The sequence below is a fragment of the Brevibacterium mcbrellneri ATCC 49030 genome, assembly GCF_000178455.1.
GTDB lineage: Bacteria > Actinomycetota > Actinomycetes > Actinomycetales > Brevibacteriaceae > Brevibacterium > Brevibacterium mcbrellneri.
The window spans coordinates 1-15,561 of the sequence record NZ_ADNU01000008.1; the positions used below are offsets into that span (position 1 = coordinate 1).

Here is a 15,561-nt window from a genome sequence, read left to right on the forward strand (position 1 = left end):
CCAGGCAGGCTGAAAACGTGTATGAGCTTGAGTTGTGCGTATCCATGCCTGAAAAAGAAGAATGGCTCAAAGCCCAAGCCGGTATCACCGTCACCATCCCAGTCTTGCACTTCCTCACGCACCTACCGCCACCAAGGAAAGATAAACGCTGGGGCGAGGGTTCCGGGAAAGACCCCGGGCCAGACAAACACAGACCCGAAAAACAGTATTCCGGAAGATATGAAACCGAAGATCGACAATCCAGAAGAATCCACGAGTCCAGAAAACACGAAACCGAAGAACAAACATTTGAGAACCAAGGGAGCAGTAGGTCACCGGGTTATGACGAGCGGATCTCCGGAAACCAAGGGACAGGTGTGCCATCGGGTGCTGGAGGTTCGCCGGGTAGTGAAGAAACCCTAAACCCGGAAGAGTTCTTGAACACCGCGGAACGCGTGAGTGTCGGTGAGTCCCTGGGGGCAGGTGCGCCTGTGGGTTCGGGTAGTGGGCTTGATTTTGGGTTACCGATCAAGGTGGACCCAGATGTGCGGGTTCCTGTGATGATGAATGGCCGGGTGCCATTAGACGCAAAGACTGCTGATGAGCTGATCGCGCAGGCGAAGTGGGTGTACCGGATGTTCACAGACCCCGAAACCGGGGTAGTCCTCGAATCCACACCGACGAAGTATTACATCCCAGCAGCCCTGAAACGCATGGTGGAAGCCAGGCATCCTGATTGCAGTGCCCCCTGGTGTGCCACACCTGCCAGAGTGTGCGAAAAGGACCACATCGAACCGTTCAACCACAAAGACCCCGAAAATGGTGGGTTGACGGTGATGGAGAATCTGCACCCGTTGTGTAAGCGGCATCATCAGGAGAAAACCCAGAAACGCTTACGCGTCGACAAGATGGATGACGGTTCCCTGGCGTGGGTGTTCCCACGGATTGGTGCCATGCTGGTCTACCCACCAGAATCACGGATTAACCAACTCCAGTATGAACGGTTGCTTGAGTACTTCGGCACCGGTGACCAAGACATCAGCCACACCATCAACGACTACCTAGCAACCGAACACGAAACCGCCCACAGCCCTGAGGATGTAGCAACTCAAGAATCAGGCCACGAGACTGTGCATGGTGAAGCGATCTGGCAGTGTGCAACCGAACGCGAGTACGTGCAGAAAGCAAGCAACATGCGCAGCCCTGCACCCGGGACTGCTGAAAGTCCGGAACCTGTCCACGAGTATCCCCGCGAGATCGCTGACGAATACGCAATCGCAGCGGAAGTGTTCCACGGAGACACCCGCCCATGGCAACCCAGCGAAGAACCACCACCATTCTGACCAGAAATTTTCTAAGCAGAACACTCTGGACAAGACTGCCCTATGCCAGGCCGAACTCACCTCAGTGGCACACCTTCCCAAACCACTTCCGCCCCAAACCAATGACGTCCCAAACTACTGACGTAGGGTTGAGACCACCGCGAACCAAAACGCTGACCTCAGGAACGCCATGCAACCTAAGCAACCCAACTACCTCGTGCACCACACAACACACAGCACGCCCCTCGGGGAACTCACCCTCGTCTCCCGCAACGGCGCGCTCGTGACAGTAGGACTGCCCGGCCAACACAGCACACCCCCACACCCCGCAACAACAAGTAAGCAAGACACAGACGACCCGCTCAACGACGTCGCCCGCCAACTCGACGAATACTTCAACGGCCAGCGCACCACATTCAACGTCAACACAGACCTCAGCGCCACAACCGAATTCAGGCGGACCGTTCTGGAACACCTGCTGACAATCCCTTACGGGCACACGCAAACCTATGCCCAAGTTGCCCAAGCTATAGGCCGGCCCCGTGCCGTGCGCGCAGTAGGCTCGGCATGCGCCACCAACCCAATACCCATCATCATCCCGTGCCACCGCGTACTGCGGTCCGACGGAACACTTGGTGGCTACGCTGGTGGCCTCGAGATGAAACGAGCACTCTTGGAGCTCGAACAGTGACCGATCGAACCACGCCACTAAGCCACACTGAGGCCACCGCCCGCGGGCTAGTCCTCGGCGAAGACGGTCTAGCCCGTCCAGAGTGGGCGTCCCACGACCCGCTCCTCCGCAACTACTACGACCACGAATGGGGCGTACCCGTCACCGACGAAACCGGCCTCTTCGAACGGCTATCACTTGAAGCGTTCCAATCGGGACTCTCGTGGGCAACGATCCTCAAAAAGAGGCCAGCGTTCCGAGAAGCATTCGCTGACTTCAACCCCGAAGCCGTGGCGAACTTCGACGACACCGACCGGCACCGCCTCCTGGCAGACACCCGCATCGTGCGCAACCGAGCAAAAATCAACGCCACCATCAACAACGCACAAGCAACACTACAACTGCGCGACAGTGGGGGACTCGCCACACTTGTGTGGTCATTCCAACCAGACTCGTGGACACCCCCGAAGTCAGTAAGCGAAATCCCAACTACATCGCCGGAATCCCATGCACTAGCCAAAGCCCTGCAGAAAAAAGGCTTCAAATTCGTAGGACCCACCACCATGTTCGCGCTCATGGAAGCCGTCGGAATCGTGGACACACGCGTGGAAGGAGCACACCGACCAGACAACACTTAGAAACAGAAGCACAAAGGGCCACACCCATGGCAGGTGCGGCCCTTGTTCGTGTATCTGGCTTATCCGAAACGACCAGAAATGTAGTTCTGAGTTTCTTCGTGAGTCGGGTTCGAGAAGATGACCGAGGTGTCATCGTACTCAATCAAGTGACCCGGCTTACCGGTTCCAGCAATGTTGAAGAACGCAGTCTTGTCAGCCACACGCGCAGCCTGCTGCATGTTGTGAGTCACAATCACAACCGTGTACTGCTCTTTAAGGTCGTTGATCAGGTCCTCAACAGCCAAGGTCGAAATTGGGTCAAGAGCTGAACACGGCTCGTCCATGAGGATCACATCTGGCTCAACAGCAATCGTGCGAGCAATGCACAGACGCTGCTGCTGACCACCAGACAAACCTGAACCTGGGCGGTCCAAACGGTCCTTCACTTCGTTCCACAGGTTCGCACCCGTGAGCGAACGCTCAACAATCTCATTCGCACGCTTCGTGCTCAGACGAGTTCCGTTGAGCTTGTAACCTGCCAGAACGTTTTCGCGAATCGACATCGTTGGGAACGGGTTAGGGCGCTGGAACACCATACCCACCATGGTGCGAACCACAACAGGGTCTACGCCAGGTCCGTAAATGTCTTCGTTATCCAGCAGAATCTGACCTTCAGCACGAGCACCCGGAAGCACTTCGTGCATACGGTTGATAGTGCGGAGGAACGTGGTCTTACCGCAACCGGAAGGACCGATGAATGCGGTGACGCTACGAGGTGCAATGTCGATGTTGACCTTCTCTACCGCAAGGAAGTTGCCGTAGTAGACGTCTAGGTCAATGGCTTGGATGCGCTTTGACATAAGTGTTTCCTTCTTCTTTGCGGCCTTAGCGACCGGTCTTCTTAGGTGCGAACGCTTTAGCGATAATACGAGCGACGAGGTTCAGAAGCATCACGATGACGATCAGAACCAGAGCCGCTGCCCACGCACGTGCGATCGATGGGTCCGGTGCGGCCGGCGCAGTTGGGTTGACGAGCTGACGGTAGATGTACACCGGAAGGGCAGTCATCCATCCGTTGAATACATTCCAGTTGGTCGTTGCAATGTAACCGGCGGTCACCAGGATCGGTGCGGTTTCACCGGTAACACGTGCAATAGCCAGCGTCACACCAGAAGCGATACCGGAGATCGAGGTAGGAAGAACAACCTTCATGATGGTGCGCCACTTACGAACACCCAGCGCGTAGGACGCTTCGCGCAGTTCGTTTGGAACAACACGCAACATTTCTTCAGTCGAACGCACCACAACCGGAATCATCAGAATGGACAGCGCAATTGCAGCAGTGAAACCCATCTTGACCAGCTGCAACTTAGCCGGGCTCGTGCCAATGAACGTCGTGATGAACAGCTGGAACACGGCAAATGCGAACAGACCCGCAACAATTGACGGAATACCGGTCATAACGTCCACGAAGAACGTGATCGCACGCGAGAAAAGCTTTCCTTTACCGTACTCAACGAGGTAGATAGAGGTCATCAGACCCACAGGCACTGAAATGATCGTCGCGAGCAGGGTAATCATGAGCGTACCTACCAGACCGTGAGCAAAACCACCCATGAGTGGTCCGCCTTGCGCGGTCTTCTGGTCGGTAGCACCAGTGACGCCATCCATGTCTTGGAAGAGCATCGCTGGGTTTCGGACCAAGCTAGGAAGGCCGTTCGCGACCACCGTCCAAATGACAGAGATTAGCGGGAGGAGGGCGATGATGAATGTGGCCCACACGAGGTTCTTCCAGAGTCCGTCTGCTGCGCGACGACGATTCTCCAGAGCGAACGTCGCGACATACATTCCAATGATGTACGCGATCGCGGTGATAATCGTAAAGCCCACGATGGAGAACGTGTGCTGAACCAAGAACGTCCATGCGAACCCCACAACAACGGCCCCAGCCAGAACGGCAATCCAAATCCATGACGGCTTCTGACCAGCGGTCAAAGAGTTCTTCTGTTTGCCCTTGCGCGCAAGCGTCTTAGTCGCTTCAGCCTTGGTGTCAGTGTTTGTCTCAGTGTTTTTCGACATTAGTTAGCCCCCGAGAATTCTTTGTGGCGGCTGACAATCCAGCGCGCAAGCATGTTGACGACCAGAGTGATGATGAACAGCATCAAACCTGCTGCAATCAGTTCGTTCTGGCGCATTCCGAATGCTTCTGGGAAGTTCAGTGCAATTTCTGACGGAATGGTTGCGTTGTGTCCGGACGAAATGAGGCTGAGCGAGAAAATACCGGGCGAAAGCACCAGGGTCACAGCCATGGTCTCACCGAGAGCGCGCCCCAGCCCAAGCATGATGGACGAAATGATACCCGCGCGAGCAAATGGGAAAACGGTCATACGGATCATTTCCCAACGTGTTGCACCAAGCGCAAGAGCTGCTTCTTCGTGCAGCTTTGGCGTCTGGACGAAGATCTCACGACACAGCGACGTAATGATGGGCAGAATCATGACGGAAAGAACGATTCCGGACGTGAGGATCGTACGGCCCGTGTTCGAAGCTTCGCCACCGAAGATTGGGATCCAGCCCAAGTTTTTATTGAGCCACGCATACGCAGGGACCAGCGATGAGGCGAGAAACGTCATACCCCACGCACCGTAGACAACAGAAGGAATCGCAGCGAGGAGGTCGATGACGTACCCAACCGGAGTTGCGATTTGACGAGGAGCATAGTGCGAAATGAAGAGAGCAACTCCCACCGCGATCGGGGTAGCAATGAGCAGTGCAATAGCCGATGCAATGAGCGTTCCAGCCATAAGTGGCCAGACGTACTGGAAGAAGTTGTCCGCACTAACGATGCTGTCTTGATTTGAAAAGACCTTTGGCCACAGTGCTGGAAGGGACTCGACTACCAGGAAGATAGCAACAAACGCGAGGACCAGAAGAATAATGGCACCGGCAGCCAGTGCAAGACCAGAGAACACCTTGTCTCCAGCCGCGCCGCCACGCGCCGCCTTGGCGACCGAAGGAGCCTTCTTGTCCTGTGGCTCCGCAGTAGTATGGCTCACAATAAATCCCTAAATTGAACGGAAAGCGGGTGTGTCCCGCTAGCGGATATGTGTGAAAATCATGTGCGCAGAACAGCCACCAGACCCAGACTGCGGGTCCGGTGGCTGCCCTTTCAGCACAAGCTATCTATGTTCAAGCAATTAGCCCTGAGCGGTGATAGCGTCGATTTCCTTCATCGCAGCGTCGCGAGTGGTCTGCGAGATAGGAGCGTTACCTGCAGCAGCTTCTGCGTCCTTCTGGCCCTTTTCGGATACTACGTAGGAAGCGAATGCCTTTGCGAGGTCAGCGGTTTCCTGGTCCTGGTACTGCTTGCAGTAGATGTGGTAGGAAACCAGAACGATTGGGTAAACGCCCGCTTCTTCGCTCTTACGGTCAAGTTCGATAGCACCAGCTTCGCCAGGCTTGGAAGCGTCGACCATCTTTGCAGCAGCTTCTGCTGAGTAAGGAACGTATTCTTCACCAACCTTGACGGAAACGGTTCCGAGTTCACCGACCTGGGAAGCGTCAGCGTAGGTGATCGCACCTTCCTTCTGCTGGGTCAGCGAAACAACACCGGAGGTCTGCTGAGCAGATTCGCCACCGAGTTCCTTTGGCCAGGTTTCGATTTCGCCTGGCTTCCAAGCGTCACCAGCAGCTTCAGCGAGGTAAGCGGTGAAGTTTTCGGTGGTACCGGAGTCGTCTGCACGGTGGACAGGAACGATGTCCATGTCAGGAAGTTCGGTGCCTTCGTTCTGCTTTGCGATTGCGTCGTCGTTCCACTTCTTGATTTCGCCAGCGAAGATCTTAGCGATGGTTTCTGCATCGAGCTTGACTTCGTCTACGCCAGGAAGGTTGTAAGCAACTGCGATTGGGGAGATGTATGCAGGAACGTGGAAAGCGCCACCGTCGCCACAAACCTTCTTTGCTTCTTCGAGCTCTTCGTCCTTCAGCGCTGCGTCGGAACCAGCGAAGGAGTACTGGCTGCCCAGGAAACCTTTACGTCCGGAACCGGAGCCTACTGGGTCGTAGTTGACGGAGAGTTTAGGGTTGTCAGCCTTAACGCCTTCGGCCCATGCGGTCATAGCAGCTTCCTGCGAGGAAGCGCCACCGCCAATCAGGGTGCCGGATACGGCCTTGTCGCCGCCGTTCTCGCCGCCCTTGTCGCCACCTTCGGAGGAGCCACCACAAGCGGACAGGGTCAGAGCACCAGCAGCCAGAATTGCTGCGGCAGGAGCGAAACGCTTGAGCTTCACGAGGATACCTTTCGGTCTGTTCTGTTTGGGGAAGTTCCCCACGTGCATCTCAACGTTAAAAGTCGATGGTTTACGCAAGTGTCTGAACAGGTTAACGGGGGGTTAAATCGCTTGGAAAAAGTTGAGATTTTGGTTACTTTTTCATCACAGTGAGGCCCGCCTAGTAGGCAACCGTGACGCTGATCACTCGTTAAGTGTCAATCGGCCGGTACCGCTCAACCTCAACAATCCGTGGAACTGGACCCGGCCGGAAATAGGCGATCAAGATCTCGCCAGGGTTCATATACGGGTCTTCGCTGGGAAGTTTTTCTGCCAACCCCGTAGGCGCAAAAGACGCGAGCGTGCGGAACACCGTCGGAAGAACAGGTCGGTGTGTACATACGGCGACCGCTTGCTCTTTCGCGATGAGTTTTTCCAGCGCCTGAACGGTTTTTTCAGGCTTGTTTGCGTTGTTCTTTTCGCTCAGCCACTTAATCGTCTTGATGTTTTTCCCCGTGGAAGCGGAGTACGGCTTGAGCGTGGCAACACACCGTTTCCAAGGGCTCGAAACTAGCCGTTTAGGCTCCCACGCGTCTAGCAACCCGGTCAGAGCCAACGACTGTCGCGTTCCCAAGCCCAAAAGCGGCCGGACCTGCTCTGTTTCGTGCCACTTAGAACGTGGAAATGCCTTACCATGACGCACAATGATGACGGGAAATCCATACAAGCTCCCCGTCTGGTGCGCCTGCTCCAACCGGTCTAACTGTTCACGGTCAGAAAAGCGGGTGAGCTTATTGCGCGCGTCTTCGATCGGTAGCCAAACAGCACGGTCAATCTCTTTTGGATTAGAAGGCCGAGGTGGTGCTTCGGTTGCGACGCGCGCCGCCCAGTATTCGACGTGCTTGGAAAGTTTTTTCCCAACCGTGTACCGCGCCGATGGCAGGGGGAGGCCCAAGACCACGCGGTATCCGGTTTCTTCTTCAATCTCCCGAATTGCACATTCGGGGAGCGTTTCGCCTTTCTCGACTTTTCCTTTGGGCCACGCCCAGTCGTCGTATTTGGGTCGGTGGACAAGAAGGACTTCGAGGCGTCCGCCAGCCTTGCGCCACAGTACGGCACCAGCCGCGAGGATATCGGCGTTGAGTCGGGCGGATTCGCCAGCGTTGGAAACGGGGGTGGGGCTCACGTGTGGTCCTGCGGTGCATAGCTGATGTGGCGAATTTCGTTCACAAATCCGAGCTTTTTATACACATGCAATGCTGCGTCATTGTCAGATTCGACGTACAGCTCAATCGCGTCCACGCCACTGTTGAGGAGATGTCGCATGCCCGCGTACATGAGCACCGTGCCTAAGCCCCGGGAATGGACGTGCGGGTCAACTCCAATGACGTACACCTCGCCCATGGTGAGCCCACTGGGATGGTCCGTGTGAATCTTGGTGTGGTGGAATCCCACAATGTCGCCGTTGTGGACCGCAAAGAAAACCGACGCGGGGTCAAAGCTTGGATCTTCCACGATGCGCGCGTAGTCTTGAGCGCTTTGGTTGCCCTGTTCCGGGTGCCAGCTAAAAGCTGCGTTGTTGATTTCGCGCCACCGGACTTCATCGCCAGGCTGATATGTGCGAATTTCGACACCCTCGGGGGTGCTCACCTCCGGAACGGTAAGCCCCTCGTCCACCGTCTTCGTTGACAGTTGCAAAAGAACTCGCTCACGCGCAAACCCGAATGATTCAGCTAAAGCACTGGCGGCTGGATGATCTCCGTGAGACCACGCCCACGTGCGCGAAGCAACCCCCGCCTCACGGGCGCGCTCAAGGAGGTTTTCAGCCAAAAGGCGACCGCCACCTCGGCCGCGGAATTCCGGTGCCACGCACATTTCCAAGGCGCCACGTTCACCCTGGTCCACAACAGCGCCAAAACCTGCCAGTTGGTCATCAACCACCAGCCCACGCGAAATAGGCTCGTGCGGCGCAGAGTCGGCCCCTTGCGCAAGCGCGTCAAGCACGCCGTCAGACAAGGGTGCGACGTGGTCGTGGGCGGTCACGTGGCGCAGGAGTTCACGGACGTTGTCGTCCACGTTCAGCTGGCAGGTGTGTGACACGCAGGTCCTTCCTCAGTCGACTTCTGGCCGTTGAGCTGTTGGCTCGTCTGAGCTAAACATATAGCCCACGTTTCTTACTGTACTAATTGTGTGCGCGAACTCTGGCCCAAGTTTGGCGCGCAGCCTCCGCACGTGCACGTCGACAGTTCGGGTCCCACCCAAGTACGCGTCTCCCCACACGTGCGTGACCAGCTGAGCGCGCGTAAAGGCCCGGTTGGGGTGGGTGACCAGGTGGTAGAGCAGTTCGAACTCTCGGTAAGTGAGGTTGATGTTCCGTCCGCCCACGGTCACGGTGAAGCTTTCGTGGTTGACCGTCAACCGCCCGTACCGCGTGATGGGTTCCGTCGCCGAGGTGGCCACCACCGGGTCTGTTTCGTCGAGTGCGGAGGGTGTGGCTTCCCGCACGTGAGCCAAGCGGAGGCGGGCCTCGACTTCAGCGGGTTGCGCGTTTGTGCTCACAATGTCGGTCACGTTCCACGACTCTTGGGCGGCGGTAAAACCTCCGTCGGTGAGCACAACAATCGTGGGACCGTTAAAACCCGCAGTTTCTAAGCGGGTGGAAATGATGGGGGCGATCTGCAGTTCGGTAGTCGCGTCGACGACAGTAATGTCGAAGGAGCTGGGGTCTAGCGCGATGAGGTCAGACATTGAGGGTGTAACCGTCGTGATGGTGTGCGGTAGTACGTGCAGGGCCGGAAGAGCCGTGCTGTCTGAGGCCGCAATCACGAGGATTCGCACTTTTCCCCTTTGCTCGTGTGGTTAGTGAAAAGTATATGTGTGCACAGCGGTTGTGATTCGCCGGTTGCCATTCGCGCGCCTGGTCATGGCAACATGGGGCGTATGGAACGGTGGATCAGCGTGCTTGTTGCTCTGGGGCTGGGCGTGACCTTGGCGGTGACGTCGTCCTTGGGTTACGGTCCTATCGCTTTCGCTTCCGGTCTGTTGGTTTTTGCTTTTGCGTTTGGGTGGCCCCGGCTCACCGACTCGCCCCAACCGTGGGCCACGAGTTTCACGTTGGGTGGCTTTGGTTTCGCTGGCATGTTGGCCACGTGGATGGCGGTCGCACCCCCGTATTTGGAGTGGTTGCCGGTACTAGCCGGGCTTGGTCTGCTGTGGTCATTCGTTCAGCATTTGGCCCGGGGGATTGAGGCGTCGCATGCTGTTGCGAATGTCTCAGCTCAGGTGGCTGGGATTGTCATCACGCTGTCCGCGTGTACGTGGATTGCGAGTTTGCGCTTGCCGGGGAATCATTCGGCGATATACATCGGCCTCGCCGCGATTTTCTTGGCCCAGTGCGCCACCGCGTTGCCGTGGCCAGCCCGATACACCTCGCCCTTGGCAGTAATTGCCGGGGTTGTGGGAGCCGGAATCGCGCACGTGTTTCACCCTCTGCCCACGGTGAGCATTGTTGCCGCTTTGGTGTTCGGAATGGTGCTGGGCGGGATTGTTGCTGCAACTGACCGGATTTTAGGTTTGATTGCGCGCGCTCGCTTCCAAGCGACCTCGCTCAATGAAGCCCGAGGTGTCACAAAGGCGCGCACGTGGGGCGTCCAGCTGGCGCTGGGAGCGGCTCCAATTGCGCTTTCTGGGGTCGCGGTTTACGCCTTACACCGCTTGCCCGCGTGGGCGTTCATTTGGTTCGGATAAGAACCAGTATCTGGAGGGGCTGAGAGTCGCAAGATGCAAAGCGGTACACTATAACCATGGATAACTTTGTGGTTCTTGAAACTGTCTTTACCGTTCTGGTCGCACTGGCCGGGCTTGGCACTTTGGGCATTGCCGCTAAGGTCATCGCGAACCTGTTCAAATCGCGTCGTTAAGCCTCAGTATGCCAGTCGAAATTCCAACTGATCTCAAGCCCGAACTTGTGCCACTTGCGTGGCTGATCGGTTCGTGGGAAGGCGTAGGTGTCGTTGGTTATGGCGACACCCCAGACACGCAGTTTGGGCAACGTATCGACTTTGTCGCCCCCACCTCGGCGCCGTACTTGCTGTACACAGCCCAGTCATGGCTTCTGGGCGAGGACGGGAAAATCGCTGACACCCTCAGCGTTGAAACCGGGATCTGGCAACTGGTACGTGAACGGGACAACGCCGATGTGGGCCCGGGGCTCATCCCTCCCAGCGAAGAGTCAAAGTATACCAGCGCAGAAGCTGTTGACACGTTGCGCAACAGTGACGGCGATTTTGACCTTGAGGTTTCGCTTGTCCACCCACACGGTCTGACCGAACTGTACGCGGGGCGTATCAACGGGCCACGTATCGATCTGTCCACTGACATGGTTGCACGTACCCGCACGTCCAAGGACTACAAGGCTTCTACCCGCATGTACGGTCTGGTAGAAGGCGATCTATTGTGGGCGTGGGACATGGCAGCGAACGGGCACGAACTCGCTTCGCACGCATCTGCACGGTTGAAAAAAGTTACCTGAACCGCGTGACAGCCCAGACCAAGGTCTACCAACCTCAAAAGAAATCAGGCCCCCAGAAAAAATCGGGCCTGCGAGGTTTCGCGTTTGTTATCGTCGTCATTCTGTTGGCGACCATCGCGTTCGTCGTCTTACTTACGGCCCGCGTCAACGCCGTCACACGCCATGCTGGGGCCGCCTCGGAAGCGGGTAACGCGTTCATCGAAGCCCTGTCCAACGACCCACAAAACGCACAGGGACACCTAGACAAAGCGCGCGACGAACTGGGGCAGGCAAAATCCAATCTGCACAGCATCCCGCTTGAGCAGATGCAGATGATCCCGTGGGTGAAACGCAATGTGGACGCCTCCGACACGCTCATCACGCACATGGAGAACGTGCTCAACGAGGCGGGTCCGGTGATGATCTCTCTGTCCGGGGTGGTGGACTTCAGCTCCGGTTCGCTCAAAAGCAACCCGGACCTGTCTAGTTTGAATCCGTCGATGTGGGACGACGCGCAGGACGCCGCAAAAGTGATCAAGGAAGCGCGGGAAGCTATCCACGGCATTGACACGGCAGGACTGTTGCCGGATGTGCATAACGCAGTCAAAGACGCGCGCGAAATTTTGGATGAGGTGTACCGAAAAATTGCACCTCTCGAATCAATCGCAGAAGATGTCAAGAAATACCTGCCGCCTGGAATTGCCAAGCGACTGGAAGAACTCGGCAATCTACTTGGAGGATAGGCTCAATGAGCGCGGTATACGGCACCGGCTACCGATCGTCTGAAATTGCACACCTGGGTTCACCGTTACGTGAACAGCGCGCGCTCGCTGACCTAAAAGCTGTCGCTGACCTCTCATCCATGTCGATCCTGACGCTTACTGGCCCAGACTCTTTAACATGGCTCAATTCGCTGACCACGCAGAAACTCGATGTGGCACAGCCAGGAACTTCAACGGAAACGCTGGTTCTTTCGCCCACCGGCCACATTGAACACTGGGCGTACGTGTACGTGGCAGATGACTGCGTGTGGTTGCTCATAGACGGCGACGGCAAACCGTTGCAAGAGTTTCTCGAATCCATGAAATTCATGATGCGGGTAGACATTCGCGACGTCAGCGACGAGTACACGGTTGTGGGTTCAAACGGCGAGGTGGAAAACCTTGAACCAGTTATCCAATGGATTGATCCGTGGCCCAATATCACTCCGGGTGGCACTAGCTACGTAGCGGTCAAAGACCACCCAGGTAGTGCGTTCGACTTCCGTCTCAACGTGTGCCGTGACCGTGAAGGCCTCAACATTGTAGGGCGTGACGCGTGGGAGGCTCTGCGCATCGAAGCATGGCGTCCGGCAGTGGCGGACTGCGACCACAAAACACTCGTGGGCGAAATCGACGTCCTGCGCACCGGCGTCCACCTGGCCAAAGGCTGCTACCGGGGGCAAGAAGCTGTTGCGCGTGTGCACAATCTGGGCCAAGTGCCCCGGCGCCTAGTCTTCTTACACCTGGACGGTTCGGAACACGCTGTCGTGTCCCCAGGGGACCCCATCCTAGGGCCCGCCCGAGGTGCCGAAAGGCAAGTGGGGGCCGTCACCTCGGCCGCGATCCACTACGAACTGGGTCCCATTGCGCTGGGACTGGTCAAACGAACGGTCGATCCGGAAGCAGAACTCGCCGTTTTGAGCGACGACGGGAACACGCGCGTGAGCGCCACACAGGAACTTATTGTGGGCACCCAGAAGGAAACAGTTACGGTTCAGAGAAATCCTCAGCTCAGGCGCTAAATTTTCCTCAACATGTGGTGTGTTCGTGCGTTATCTTTGACGTATGACTTCATTGGAAAAGGGTGGCCCAGCGCTGCCACAAGAACGCAAGATCGTCACTGAAATCCCCGGGCCAAAATCAAAGGAGATTGAAGCCAGGCGCACTAAGGCCGTTGCACAGGGTGTCGCCTCTGGTTACCCCGCGTACATCGTCGCTGCGGGTGGTGGAATCCTCAAGGACATCGACGGCAACCAGATCATCGACCTGGCTGCAGGAATCGCAGTCACCAACGTGGGTAACGCGAACGAAAACGTTGTCAAGCGGGTGACCGAACAGGTGGAAGCTTTCACCCACACATGCTTCATGGTCAACCCGTACGAAAACTATGTTGAACTTGCAGAAAAGCTCAACCAGCTGACCCCAGGGTCCTTCGACAAGCGCACGGTACTTCTTAACTCGGGTGCTGAAGCAGTTGAAAATGCGGTCAAGATCGCTCGCACCTACACCAAGCGCAACGCCGTGGTTGTGTTTGACCACGCGTACCACGGCCGCACCAACCTGACTATGGCTATGACCGCCAAGGTTGCGCCGTACAAGCACGGCTTTGGGCCGTTTGCTGGCGAGGTGTACCGCGCGCCCATGTCGTACCCGTTCCGCGACAACGACGCCGCTGGCACCAAGCTCTCAGGTGAAGACGCTGCCAAGCGTGTCATCACCATGATCGAAAAGCAGGTGGGGGCCGACCAGGTTGCCGCGATCGTGATCGAACCCATTCAGGGTGAAGGTGGTTTCATCGTTCCTGCAGAAGGTTTCTTGCCAACCTTGGTGGACTACGCGCGTGAAAATGGCATTGTTTTTGTCGCAGATGAAGTCCAGGCTGGCTTTGGCCGTACCGGAAAGATGTTCGCATCTGAATGGGAAGGCATTGAGCCTGACCTGGTCACCACTGCAAAGGGTATTGCCGGTGGTCTGCCTCTGTCCGCAGTGACCGGGCGTGCCGAAATTATGGACGCTGTAGGTGCCGGTGGACTGGGTGGAACCTATGGAGGTAACCCATCCGCTGTTGCGGCCGCTCTGGGTGCGATCGAATCATACGAAAACGAAGGTCTGCTGGAACGCGCCAGCGCGCTTGGCGACATCATGCGCTCCCGCATGGAAGCGCTCCAGTCCAAGTTCCCAGAAGTTGCCGACGTCCGTGGACGCGGTGCGATGCAGGCGTGCGAACTGGTGCAGCGTGACTCGATCGAGCCTAACCCTAACCTGGCTAAAGCAGTTGCAAAGCACTGTGCCGACAACGCGGTTCTGGTTTTGGTGACCGGTACGTTCGGAAACGTTCTGCGCTTCCTGCCACCACTGACCATGTCAGACGAACTGCTCAACGAAGCGTTCGACGTGCTGGAAGAAGCGTTCGAGAAAGCGCTGAGCTAAGCGTTTTCTGAAACGAGCGAAGGCCCTGCGGTAGTGATACCGCAGGGCCTTTTGTTCCGTCTAGCACAGAATCACGGCTATTAACAACATAAGTTCATATTGTAATTAGGTTAGGCATGCCTTAATCTATCTGTTGTGTTGAAGACGCTGAACAAAACGAGAGCATCTGGGCTTACGGCGGTAGGTATATGCGCTGGCTACTCGAACGACATGGTCGTCCATGGCGTCGATTTGCGTTTGAACGCCGGTGAAGTAACTGCGCTCGTAGGGCCAAACGGGTCGGGGAAGTCAACGCTGTTGCGGACCCTCTCGGGCCTCCTGCCAGCGAGTTCTGGACACGTGCGCTTTGATGACGGCGCAACAGTAGGCGGTTTGTCACGCAAGCAATTAGCGCGACGGTTGACAATGCTCACGCAGATGCGAGCGACTCCACATGGTATGCGTGTCCGTTCTGCTGTAGCGTTGGGCCGCCACCCTTTCACTGGGTTGTGGGGCAAAGGAGATGCAGTAGGCGCCCAAAAGATTCAAGAAGCCATGAGGCTCGCGGACGTTGAAGACCTTGCAGACACACCGCTCGAACAGCTTTCAGGCGGGCAGTTACAACGTGTGTGGTTGGCCAGCTGTTTGGCCCAAGATACAGAAGTTCTTCTGCTTGACGAGCCTACTAACCACCTTGACCTGAAGTATCAAGTTGAACTGCTTGAACTTCTCTTCGATCTAGCGCATAAGCACGGTGTGTGCGTGGGCGTAGTTCTACACGACCTCAACCACGCAGCAGCGATCGCTGACACGGTCGCAGTGCTGTCAAAGGGCCACGTTGTTGGTATTGGAGCGCCGCATGACGTGTTGCGCTCAGATCTCCTCAGCGACGTGTACGGGACGGAGATCACGTGTGAACACGACAGTGACGGAGTCCGGGTGACTACTCGAAGCCCCCGGATTCGCGCTTCTCGCAGTACGGATTAATCTCATCGACGCCTGAGTACTAAGTGGCGTCACCTCAA

The 15,561-nt window shown here is 56.7% G+C and carries 16 protein-coding genes; 9 read left to right on the plus strand and 7 right to left on the minus strand.

The genetic code is table 11. The features are described from left to right. The 3 genes from HMPREF0183_RS11930 to HMPREF0183_RS00780 all read left to right on the plus strand — a co-directional run. Positions 1-1,322: HNH endonuclease signature motif containing protein (locus tag HMPREF0183_RS11930; protein ID WP_169309645.1), on the plus strand; the 1,322-nt coding region annotated here is incomplete at its 5' end. Between the two features lie 169 nt (positions 1,323-1,491). After that, a complete protein-coding gene (locus tag HMPREF0183_RS13005; protein ID WP_005881729.1) occupies positions 1,492-1,992 on the plus strand; it encodes a methylated-DNA--[protein]-cysteine S-methyltransferase in 501 nt (166 codons plus the stop codon). Further along, complete coding sequence (locus HMPREF0183_RS00780; protein WP_005881731.1) at positions 1,989-2,609, plus strand: DNA-3-methyladenine glycosylase I; 621 nt, start codon at positions 1,989-1,991, stop codon at positions 2,607-2,609. The genes HMPREF0183_RS13005 and HMPREF0183_RS00780 overlap by 4 nt, the downstream gene beginning before the upstream one ends. A gap of 59 nt (positions 2,610-2,668) precedes the next feature. On the opposite strand, the gene pstB is transcribed toward HMPREF0183_RS00780, so the two are convergent. The 7 genes from pstB to HMPREF0183_RS00815 form a co-directional block, all read right to left on the minus strand. Then, complete coding sequence (pstB, locus tag HMPREF0183_RS00785) at positions 2,669-3,448, minus strand: phosphate ABC transporter ATP-binding protein PstB (protein ID WP_005881734.1); 780 nt, start codon at positions 3,446-3,448, stop codon at positions 2,669-2,671. 25 nt (positions 3,449-3,473) lie between these two features. Beyond that, on the minus strand, positions 3,474-4,667 hold the full coding sequence (gene pstA, locus HMPREF0183_RS00790; RefSeq protein ID WP_005881737.1) for a phosphate ABC transporter permease PstA: 1,194 nt from the start codon (positions 4,665-4,667) through the stop codon (positions 3,474-3,476). Next, on the minus strand, positions 4,667-5,560 hold the full coding sequence (gene pstC, locus HMPREF0183_RS00795; RefSeq protein ID WP_050775295.1) for a phosphate ABC transporter permease subunit PstC: 894 nt from the start codon (positions 5,558-5,560) through the stop codon (positions 4,667-4,669). Before pstC ends, pstA begins: the two co-directional genes overlap by 1 nt. A 225-nt stretch (positions 5,561-5,785) precedes the next feature. Then, the gene (locus HMPREF0183_RS00800) at positions 5,786-6,877 is read right to left on the minus strand and encodes a phosphate ABC transporter substrate-binding protein PstS (RefSeq protein WP_040347572.1); all 1,092 of its coding nucleotides are present in this window, start codon (positions 6,875-6,877) and stop codon (positions 5,786-5,788) included. A gap of 190 nt (positions 6,878-7,067) precedes the next feature. Beyond that, on the minus strand, positions 7,068-8,042 hold the full coding sequence (locus HMPREF0183_RS00805; protein WP_005881743.1) for an NUDIX hydrolase: 975 nt from the start codon (positions 8,040-8,042) through the stop codon (positions 7,068-7,070). Continuing rightward, the gene (gene mshD / locus HMPREF0183_RS00810) at positions 8,039-8,956 is read right to left on the minus strand and encodes a mycothiol synthase (protein ID WP_005881745.1); all 918 of its coding nucleotides are present in this window, start codon (positions 8,954-8,956) and stop codon (positions 8,039-8,041) included. Before mshD ends, HMPREF0183_RS00805 begins: the two co-directional genes overlap by 4 nt. Positions 8,957-8,968: 12 nt before the next feature. Further along, the gene (locus tag HMPREF0183_RS00815; RefSeq protein ID WP_050775290.1) at positions 8,969-9,694 is read right to left on the minus strand and encodes a winged helix-turn-helix domain-containing protein; all 726 of its coding nucleotides are present in this window, start codon (positions 9,692-9,694) and stop codon (positions 8,969-8,971) included. Between the two features lie 102 nt (positions 9,695-9,796). Between HMPREF0183_RS00815 and HMPREF0183_RS00820 the strand changes: the two genes are divergently transcribed. The 6 genes from HMPREF0183_RS00820 (at position 9,797) to HMPREF0183_RS00845 (ending at position 15,523) form a co-directional block, all read left to right on the plus strand. Further along, entirely contained in the window at positions 9,797-10,603 is an 807-nt protein-coding gene (locus tag HMPREF0183_RS00820) for a hypothetical protein (RefSeq protein WP_005881749.1), read from the plus strand. A gap of 181 nt (positions 10,604-10,784) precedes the next feature. Next, positions 10,785-11,387: a heme-binding beta-barrel domain-containing protein gene (locus HMPREF0183_RS00825; RefSeq protein ID WP_005881750.1), complete on the plus strand. Its 603-nt coding sequence runs from the start codon at positions 10,785-10,787 to the stop codon at positions 11,385-11,387. A gap of 5 nt (positions 11,388-11,392) precedes the next feature. Then, on the plus strand, positions 11,393-12,109 hold the full coding sequence (locus HMPREF0183_RS00830; RefSeq protein ID WP_005881752.1) for a hypothetical protein: 717 nt from the start codon (positions 11,393-11,395) through the stop codon (positions 12,107-12,109). Between the two features lie 5 nt (positions 12,110-12,114). Further along, positions 12,115-13,149, plus strand: a complete 1,035-nt coding sequence (gene ygfZ / locus HMPREF0183_RS00835; protein WP_005881753.1) for a CAF17-like 4Fe-4S cluster assembly/insertion protein YgfZ — start codon at positions 12,115-12,117, stop codon at positions 13,147-13,149. Between the two features lie 43 nt (positions 13,150-13,192). After that, positions 13,193-14,557, plus strand: a complete 1,365-nt coding sequence (gabT, locus tag HMPREF0183_RS00840) for a 4-aminobutyrate--2-oxoglutarate transaminase (protein ID WP_005881756.1) — start codon at positions 13,193-13,195, stop codon at positions 14,555-14,557. Between the two features lie 210 nt (positions 14,558-14,767). Beyond that, positions 14,768-15,523 carry an ABC transporter ATP-binding protein gene (locus HMPREF0183_RS00845; RefSeq protein ID WP_005881758.1) on the plus strand — a complete coding sequence of 252 codons (756 nt, stop codon included), beginning with the start codon at positions 14,768-14,770 and terminating at the stop codon, positions 15,521-15,523. Positions 15,524-15,561 lie beyond the last annotated feature (38 nt).

What these genes read in the sequence shown, in the direction of transcription:
- ygfZ (WP_005881753.1), top strand. Translation starts at nt 12,115, where the DNA reads ATGAGCGCGGTATACGGCACCGGCTACCGATCGTCTGAAATTGCACAC.
- pstB (WP_005881734.1), bottom strand. Translation starts at nt 3,448, where the DNA reads ATGTCAAAGCGCATCCAAGCCATTGACCTAGACGTCTACTACGGCAAC.
- HMPREF0183_RS13005 (WP_005881729.1), top strand. Translation starts at nt 1,492, where the DNA reads ATGCAACCTAAGCAACCCAACTACCTCGTGCACCACACAACACACAGC.
- HMPREF0183_RS00845 (WP_005881758.1), top strand. Translation starts at nt 14,768, where the DNA reads ATGGTCGTCCATGGCGTCGATTTGCGTTTGAACGCCGGTGAAGTAACT.
- HMPREF0183_RS00825 (WP_005881750.1), top strand. Translation starts at nt 10,785, where the DNA reads ATGCCAGTCGAAATTCCAACTGATCTCAAGCCCGAACTTGTGCCACTT.
- pstA (WP_005881737.1), bottom strand. Translation starts at nt 4,667, where the DNA reads ATGTCGAAAAACACTGAGACAAACACTGACACCAAGGCTGAAGCGACT.
- gabT (WP_005881756.1), top strand. Translation starts at nt 13,193, where the DNA reads ATGACTTCATTGGAAAAGGGTGGCCCAGCGCTGCCACAAGAACGCAAG.
- HMPREF0183_RS00820 (WP_005881749.1), top strand. Translation starts at nt 9,797, where the DNA reads ATGGAACGGTGGATCAGCGTGCTTGTTGCTCTGGGGCTGGGCGTGACC.